The 8,051-nt window shown below is 43.4% G+C and carries 10 protein-coding genes; all 10 read left to right on the top strand.

Annotated features, from left to right (window positions below; genetic code table 11):
- On the top strand, positions 1 to 1,329 hold a 1,329-nt coding region (locus A3757_RS15855; protein ID WP_156506352.1), incomplete at its 5' end, for an ATP-binding cassette domain-containing protein.
- Positions 1,326 to 2,735 carry an HlyD family type I secretion periplasmic adaptor subunit gene (locus A3757_RS15850; RefSeq protein WP_082865112.1) on the top strand — a complete coding sequence of 470 codons (1,410 nt, stop codon included), beginning with the start codon at positions 1,326 to 1,328 and terminating at the stop codon, positions 2,733 to 2,735. The genes A3757_RS15855 and A3757_RS15850, both read left to right, overlap by 4 nt.
- Before the next feature lie 73 nt (positions 2,736 to 2,808).
- Positions 2,809 to 3,120, top strand: a complete 312-nt coding sequence (locus tag A3757_RS15845; protein WP_068508142.1) for a hypothetical protein — start codon at positions 2,809 to 2,811, stop codon at positions 3,118 to 3,120.
- A 5-nt stretch (positions 3,121 to 3,125) separates the two neighbouring features.
- Positions 3,126 to 3,416, top strand: a complete 291-nt coding sequence (locus A3757_RS15840) for a DNA-binding transcriptional regulator (protein WP_068508141.1) — start codon at positions 3,126 to 3,128, stop codon at positions 3,414 to 3,416.
- A gap of 217 nt (positions 3,417 to 3,633) precedes the next feature.
- The gene (locus A3757_RS15835; protein WP_068508138.1) at positions 3,634 to 3,888 is read left to right on the top strand and encodes a hypothetical protein; all 255 of its coding nucleotides are present in this window, start codon (positions 3,634 to 3,636) and stop codon (positions 3,886 to 3,888) included.
- 80 nt (positions 3,889 to 3,968) lie between these two features.
- Positions 3,969 to 4,268 (top strand): hypothetical protein, encoded by a 300-nt coding sequence (locus tag A3757_RS15830; protein ID WP_068508136.1) that lies wholly within the window; start codon positions 3,969 to 3,971, stop codon positions 4,266 to 4,268.
- Positions 4,269 to 4,276: 8 nt separating this feature from the next.
- A complete protein-coding gene (locus A3757_RS15825; RefSeq protein WP_068508134.1) occupies positions 4,277 to 4,870 on the top strand; it encodes a hypothetical protein in 594 nt (197 codons plus the stop codon).
- Positions 4,871 to 4,918: 48 nt separating this feature from the next.
- Complete coding sequence (locus A3757_RS15820; RefSeq protein WP_068508133.1) at positions 4,919 to 5,347, top strand: hypothetical protein; 429 nt, start codon at positions 4,919 to 4,921, stop codon at positions 5,345 to 5,347.
- A 30-nt stretch (positions 5,348 to 5,377) separates the two neighbouring features.
- The gene (locus A3757_RS15815; protein WP_068508131.1) at positions 5,378 to 6,475 is read left to right on the top strand and encodes a hypothetical protein; all 1,098 of its coding nucleotides are present in this window, start codon (positions 5,378 to 5,380) and stop codon (positions 6,473 to 6,475) included.
- Between the two features lie 30 nt (positions 6,476 to 6,505).
- Positions 6,506 to 8,051: DUF2974 domain-containing protein (locus A3757_RS15810; protein ID WP_156506351.1), on the top strand; the 1,546-nt coding region annotated here is incomplete at its 3' end.

Raw genomic sequence — 8,051 nt, 5'->3', positions numbered from 1 at the left:
CGCCTAAACGAAAAGTTCAAGCACGGAGCAGAGAACCAGGCTTTCTTGGTCGAGTCCATTTCAGGCGTTGAAACGCTTAAGTCGATGGCTGTCGAGCCTCAAACGCAACGTCGTTGGGAAGAGCAACTAGCTGCTTATGTGTCGTCCTCTTTCAAGGCGATGAACCTAGGCAATATCGCCAGCCAAACGGCGGGCTTTATTAACAAGGCAGTTACAGTATTAATCCTTTGGGTGGGTGCAACACTGGTGATTGCAGGCTCCTTGAGTGTCGGGCAGTTGATCGCATTCAATATGCTCGCAGGCCGAGTCAGTGCACCGATTCTGAGGCTCGTTCAACTCTGGCAAGACTTCCAGCAAGCAGGCATTTCATTAGAGCGCTTGGGGGATATTCTTAATACGCCGGCAGAACCTGGTCATAACCCAAACAGAACAACGCTGCCTGACTTGAAAGGCAAGGTGTCACTAGAACATATTACCTTCCGCTATCAGCCAGATCGACCTGAAATACTCAAAGATTTAAGCTTGGAAGTTTCGCCCGGAGAAGTGATAGGCATTGTTGGTCGCTCAGGTTCAGGCAAAAGTACCTTAACCAAACTCGTGCAAAGGCTATATGTGCCCGAGTCAGGCAGAGTGCTGGTTGATGGTGTCGATGTCGCACAGGTTGACCCGGCATGGCTACGCAGACAGATAGGCGTGGTGCTTCAAGAAAACGTTCTATTTAACCGTTCAGTCAAAGACAATATCGCCTTGGCAGACCCAAGCATGAGCATGGATAGAGTGATCGAAGCCGCAACCTTAGCAGGTGCACATGAATTCATTCTACAACTTCCAGAAGGTTACGACACCGTGGTGGGCGAGCAAGGCGCTTCATTATCAGGAGGGCAAAAGCAACGTATCGCTATTGCCAGAGCGCTCATTACCAACCCCCGCATTCTGATCTTTGATGAAGCGACCAGTGCCTTGGATTATGAGTCTGAGCGTATCATTCAAGACAATATGCGCTCGATATGCAAAGACAGAACGGTATTTATTATCGCTCATCGTCTATCAACCGTTCGTGCAGCAGACAGAATTATCGTCATTGAAACCGGGCGAATTGTTGAAAGCGGAAGCCATGATGAATTGCTCGAGCTGAATGGCTACTATGCCAAGCTACATAGCCATCAAAGTCATATTCCTAGCATTCGCGAGGTCAAAAAAGACGAAGGTAAAACAGCTAAGCCCACGAATAAACTAGCGATGAATTTACCTAAGGCGAAGATAGTCTCCAAGCCGAAAACATCCACAGCTAATCAGATGGAAAGTGAAACAGATGGAGGTGTGGAATGAGCTCCTCAATTCAACTCCCTGTGGGTGATGTCTCTGAAGAAAAAACAAAGAAAGGGCTGTTTGCTTTCCTTCATAAAGATCAGTCAGTCTCGCATAAAGAACTGTACCAGTTCTTACCGGCTGCTATTGAAGTAGAACAAACCCCAGCCTCATCAGCCGGCAGAGCCATTATCTGGGCAATCGTAATACTATTCACTATTGCCTGTGTGTGGGCTTACTTTGGCAAGATTGATATTGTTGCGGTTGCGCAAGGTAAAGTGATTCCAAGCGAACACATCAAACATATTCAGCCCTTAGAAGCGGGAAAGATCAAAGCGATTCACGTCAGAGAAGGGCAAAGCGTCAAACAAGGTGAGCCGCTCATAACGCTAGACAGCACGCAAACACAGGCCGATGTAGATCGTTTAGCACACGAGATTGCCGAACTATCAATGAATATTGAAAGGCTATCGCACTTCGATCATTGGCTGAGTTTAGTTTTAAAGGGAGTAGGTTCGCAGGCTTTGGCCCCGTTAAAATCGACGAGCCACCAAAACCTTCTCGTACAACAGAAAACCGAACTTAACGCCAAGCTCTCATCCCTGGAAGTTGAAAGACAAAAGCTCCAAGCAGAACAACAAATGGTCGAAGCGGAAGCAACGAAAAAAGAAAGAGTCATACCCGTACTGGCCGAACGAGTCGATGCGCTCGAACAACTCCACCGAAAAGACTACGGCTCAAAGCTTCCATACCTAGAACTCAAGCAAGAGCTAATCGAACAAGAACAAGACTTGAAAGTACAACAAGCCCGATTCAAGCAACTGGATAGCTCAATACTTGCCATCGAAAAACAAACCCACTCATTACTGGCAGAACAGCAGTTAGCAACGCTCTCGCAAAAGCAAGAATTTGAACTGAGATTAGAAGGCCTAAAGCAAGAACTCGTCAAAGCAAAACAGAGAAACCAGCAACAAGCAATCGTTTCACCAATAGATGGTCAAGTGCAGCAATTAGCAGTCCATACTATTGGAGGCGTAGTCACACCCGCCCAAGCACTCTTGGTGATTGTACCGGACCAAAGCAAAATGGAAGTGGACGTGATGATTCTTAATAAAGACATCGGTTTTGTGCAAGAAGGGCAGAAAGCTGAAGTCAAAGTCGATACCTTTAACTTCACCAAGTACGGTTTGATTGATGCAGAGATTAAGAGCATTTCTGACGATGCGATACAAGATGAGAATTTGGGCTTGGTTTATAGTGCTCGGGTAGCCTTGGCCAAAGAGCAATTAGTGGTAGAAGGTAGAGAAGTGAAACTGTCACCGGGGATGTCGGTGATGGCTGAAGTGAAGACAGGGAAGAGGCGCTTGATAGAGTACTTTTTATCGCCTTTGTTGAGGTATAAGCAAGAGAGTTTGGGAGAGAGGTAGTCGTTATAGGCATCTTATCTTTTAATCTGTTTAATTTAATGTCAGAATACGTCAGTGGCGTATAGTTGTGTTTATGGTTATTATTGAAACAAGCGTATTTACCAAACTCATTAAGCAATTGATGCCTGATGAACAATATCGAGAGCTACAAGAAACGCTGGTTAATCGGCCTGACCTTGGTGACCTGATTAGAGGTTCTGGAGGTTTGCGTAAGATCCGTTGGAAGCTTAAGTCTGCAGGTAAAAGTGGTGGTGTGCGAGTTATTTACTATTGGGTGGTAAGCGATGAACAAATTCGTATGCTGTATGTTTATCCAAAGGGTAAACAAGAAAGCTTAACTTCAGATCAATTGGCGATATTAAAAACCATTGTAGAGAGGTGGTAAATGATATGAAAGATAATGACTTTAGTGAACTGCTGGCGAGCGTTCAGGAAATGGATGATATAGTTGAAGGTAAAGCGGGCACATCGCGTAACTTTAAATTTGAAGAGCCTGAAGTTAAGGCGATTCGTGAAAAAATTGGCTTATCTCAAACCCGTTTCGCAGGACTCATTGGTGTCAGTAAGCGTACATTAGAAAATTGGGAACAGGGGCGGCGTTATCCAACAGGTCCCGCGAGAGCTTTGCTTCGTTTGCTAGACAAAGACCCAGAATATGCTCTGCGCACTTTGAATGGGTAATTTTGAGAATTACTTAATAGGTTTGTTTATCTCTTTGTTGACCTGCATCTGCTATAACTAATTTCCCATAATGGTTGTACCTACAACTCCAGCTCGCAAGTAACTTTTTTATTCTATCGATCCTTTGAAGAAAAAGGTGTCACATTTAATTTTTAAATACAGAAAATAGATGTGAAGTCTTTTGATTCAGTCTGTATAGCAAACAAGGAGGTGAGCTATGCCGAGAGGAAAGCGCCTGATAGTGTCAAGCTGCCCTCATCATATTGTCCAGCGAGGACATGATAAGACGGCAGCGTTTTTGTGTGATGAAGATGACCAGCACTATTTGGAGGTCTTGATTGAAGCAAAGAATGATTTAGGAGTCGCAGTGGAGCGGTGTCAACTAACAGGCACAGGAAAGTTTGTAGATGAGATTGAAAGGCGTATGGGTCGAAGAGTCGAGAATAGAGGATCGGGTAGGCCTGGGAAGTAGGTCTGACAGCTTTTCAGACACAGATACCAGGAATTGATATAGGTACGTATAATGTCGTACAATTATTCTGTGAGGGGGCAATGAATAAGTTCAAGGACGTTAAAAAGCGGATCCTGCAATGTATATATGATGGAAATGTTTTGCATGAAGCCAGAAACAATATCGAGATTAAGAACTTGTTGGAAGTAGGTGATGTTTCGATCGAAGAGCTAGCAGAAATCATTAAGCATACTCGAGGAGACGACTACGAGGTCAGTCCGCATCATAAAGATCAAAGTATAAATGTGCACCTTATTAAGACTCGGTATCGGCGCCAGTCATGGTATATAAAGTGGTTTTTTATAGAACCAAATGCTGTGTTTATAAGTGTGCATCAATGAGGCCAGTTATGAAAATATTAAAAGAGGGTGATGTGGGAAAGGTTCTTTGTCATACCTGTGAGTCAGTACAAAATTCCACGTTTAAGTTGAGAGACGTCCCCTTTAGTGATGACAGTGGTAGTGTTAAGAACATATTGGCGGGTGTTTGTGATGCCTGCGATAGTGTTGCTGCGATTCCTCATCAATCTACTCCAGCTATTAAGAAGCAGTTAGATAAGCAGCGTAAATCAGTGGAAGGCCGAGTGCCCTCTCACTTAGTTGATGTCCTAAACTTGGCTAGCGATAGTCTCGGAGCTAGTGCTGATTTTATTCCTAGCCTGATTAAATACTACATTCATGCTTTTTATGAGAACTCGATTGCGCCCAAGGATTTACTACCTTTGCTTAAGAGTGATTTGGCAAAAGGTCGAGCGAATAAAAGAATATCACTAAAAGGGCGTTACGTGGCTGAAGAGATAGAGGTGCTTAAAGCTAGGGCTCAGATAGAAACCACAACGGAACTCTTAAAAAGTATTGTATTAAAGATTCACGAAGAAATACTCGTTAAGCAAAAGGCGAGTCGAATCAAAGAGCTTGAACGCTTAGTCGCTGCGGTGGCTTAGTATTAACGACCGATAACGGAATGAATTGAAAATTTTAAGGAAGAAAATATGGGTATATTAGTCGCATTTCTCACCTATCTTGTCGTTGGTTTGCTAGCAATTATATTAGCGCCCGTTCTTTATGCTTGGGTGACCAAGAAGGTAATCGTTTTTGAAAACGCCATATTCAAAGAGTATGCCTACTTCTGGGTGCTCTTGATTCTGCTTGGAGTGGTTTTCCAGGTGCTTTATGTTGCAACGACCCAAGTCATTTACGGCATGGAGCAGCCTATAGGCCTCTACGTGGAAAACTATTCAAATTTGAGTGCACTGATTGGCTTTGCGACAGAGGTGTTGCTTGCTAAATGGATTTTTAGGGAAAGCTATTGGAAGGCTTTTAAGGCATCAATTGTGTACACCATTCTTCTGGTTTTATCTCTTATGATTTTATTTTTTGTTGGGATTTGGGTTGGGCTTAGTGCTTTTGTTGGAGGCTAGTTCTGTCGGCTTGGGTAGGAGGTCTGGTAAATGTTAAGAGTATTACTTAAATGGCTTAAGAAAATAACGATCTTATCAATCGCACCAATTGGTATTTATGGAACTTTGGAGTTGTCTCGCTATTACAGCACAGATGTTCAGTATTTACCTGATGACAGCTTCTTTACTGAGTTTGAGGATATCAAGGTTGATCAATTCGGATGGAGTGCACGGTCAGGACACGGAGGCATCTACTGGGTAAGTGACAATGAAATAGTCACCATGGCAGAGATTGAAAACGAAAAAGCTTTATACCTTGTGAATGTTACGGATGGCTCTTATACGAAATTGGTAGATACCCAAAGTCAAAAGAGGAAGCTCCGTCGATATTGCTTTTCCAATGACACTCTATTTGTCTCTTCATGGCCTTCTTCAGAGCCGCTAGAGTTCGAATATCAACCTAGAAATTTTAAGATTGTTTCTCGGCGAGGTTCTGAACTGAATGGACGATTACGTTCAGCCGTTAGGTGTGGATACTACTCGAGGCCAGGTAAATCTAAACAGCGCAAAGGAATCAGGGAACTGTTAAGGGAAGATGGGTTCATAGTGAAGTTAAGTTCGACTGGAGAGAAGTTTGACAGTGTAGAGTTAGTTAATGCAGATGGTGTTAGCTACAAAGAACTAAGTTCCGAGCCTGATGTTGTTAATTCAATTAATGGTACTGCATTGTACTATCCATATTTTGATGGGTATTTTTCTTATATGACGCAGTATAAACCATGTCCTGGAGTTGGCGTTTGGTGGTTAGGTCGTAAAGATTGGACGCTAAAGGTAAAGGACTATTGTTTAGGTCCTTGGTCTAAGGCTGGTTCGTCTGTTATAGCGCCTACTAATGTTGGTTTATTTGTTGAGCAGCACGGCAGCGGTAAGGGAGCTCCTTGGGCTTTGTATTATTTAGTAACACCAGAGCAAGAGTTGCCAATAGATATGGTAGGGGGGCGTGGAGTTAGCACAGCTCCTGATGGATGTCGGGTTGTTTATGGTTCTGGAGGGTATAGGCCGATTAAGAATAAGGAGTACAGGCAACACCTCAAATTATTCAATGTGTGTGCCTATTTTGAAACGAAAAATATTGATAAGGACGTTTAGATAGTGATAACAAGTCAAAGGAGATGACTGATGATAGAAAGGGAAGAATTCGAGTTAGCATTTTATGCAGCAAAAGGCGCTTATGAGTTAGATGCAGGGGGTGGGTTTCTTAAGCATCTTGGTTATGAGTTTGTTGAGAATGGGATCTGGACAATAGAACAAACGGGACTTAAAGCGGCCCTTTATTCAGATGGTACGGGAAATTATGTATTGGCTTTTGCAGGTACTGAAGGTTCCCAAGATTGGTATCAGAATGTATCCAGCCTGGGCTACGGTCAATGGGAGAGTGTACGACAACAAATATTTGAAATGTTTAATGATATTAACTTCGACGTTGGTGATATTGCCACACTGACTGTAACTGGCCATAGTCTTGGTGGAGCTTTGGCGCAGTATGCTGCTTACGAAATAGTGAGCGAGGGAAAACTAGCAGCTAATCAAATAGACCTATTAACCTTCAATGGTTTAGGTGGAGAAGCTAGTCTAGATTCGAAACATTCTGATTATGATAAAGACCTCCTCGCAGACGCAGATATCTATCACTATTATGAACCCTCAGATCTAGTCGTCCAGCTCTCTGAGCATGTCGGAGGTCAGACATCTAACTATCAACTTAGCTCATCAACTGAAGCAGAGTTCTTCCTCGATGCTCATTCCTTAGCAACCATTGAGCTACAGATGAAGGATGGCAGTGTATTAATAGATTCTCAAGCCAACCATCACTATTTTAATTTGGATGATATTTTGCCGTTAGTTCAAGCTTTGAGCTCTGGAACAAATGGCCTATTGGGTGGTGGTGATCAAGAAATCAGTGAAATGGAGGCGATGGCGAGATTATTTACTATATTACCAGGAATTTCCTTGATTGAGGCCTTCCCCCTTAAATCAAGTGAATATACGGAATTAAGAGATTGGGTTCTGGATAACGTTGCAGAAACGGTACTTGATGTAACTGACCCGACTGAGAGAGCGGTGACAGTATTCGGGCTTGGTGCGGCAATAGGGGCTCTCTCTACAGGACTTAACTTTTCTAGACTTCCCCTCCTCCTCGAAGCGGGTTCCCAATTAACGGCTTCTTATCTAGAGTATTTAAATGCAAACAATGATCAGCCGGACGCGACAACACCGGCAAAGGATGCCTTAGCGTTTAGTCTGTTTTCGATACTTAGCGGTGGCAGACTCAATGATCAGGGGGGGATGGAAGGAGGGACTATTAGTCGTGTGGAAGTTAATCATATACTAGAGGGCAGCGCTCCTCACGAAGCTCAAAGATACTCTGAGGTTTTTCAAGCTGTAGCGGATATATTAGGTGAAAATGTAGAAGATGGTCTTAAGGGGTATATTGACTTCCATCATACGCTGTTGAGTCAGGGCATACACTTTTCGACTGTTGCTGATGCTAGAGGAGTGGATAGAGAGCAATTAGAGCACTGGCTTAATCAATCCGGTTACTTTGATCTGGACGCCCGATTAGCCCGATATAGTGTGATCAATAATCTGCCATTCATCCTAATGGGCCCTGAACTGGCAAGTGCTGTTTCTTCGGAAATCAGGGAATCAGATCGCTATGCTAAAG

The sequence above is a fragment of the Oleiphilus sp. HI0117 genome, assembly GCF_001635235.1.
The sequence above is the reverse complement of the archived record's forward strand: the minus strand, read 5'-3'. Positions and strand labels throughout refer to the sequence as shown.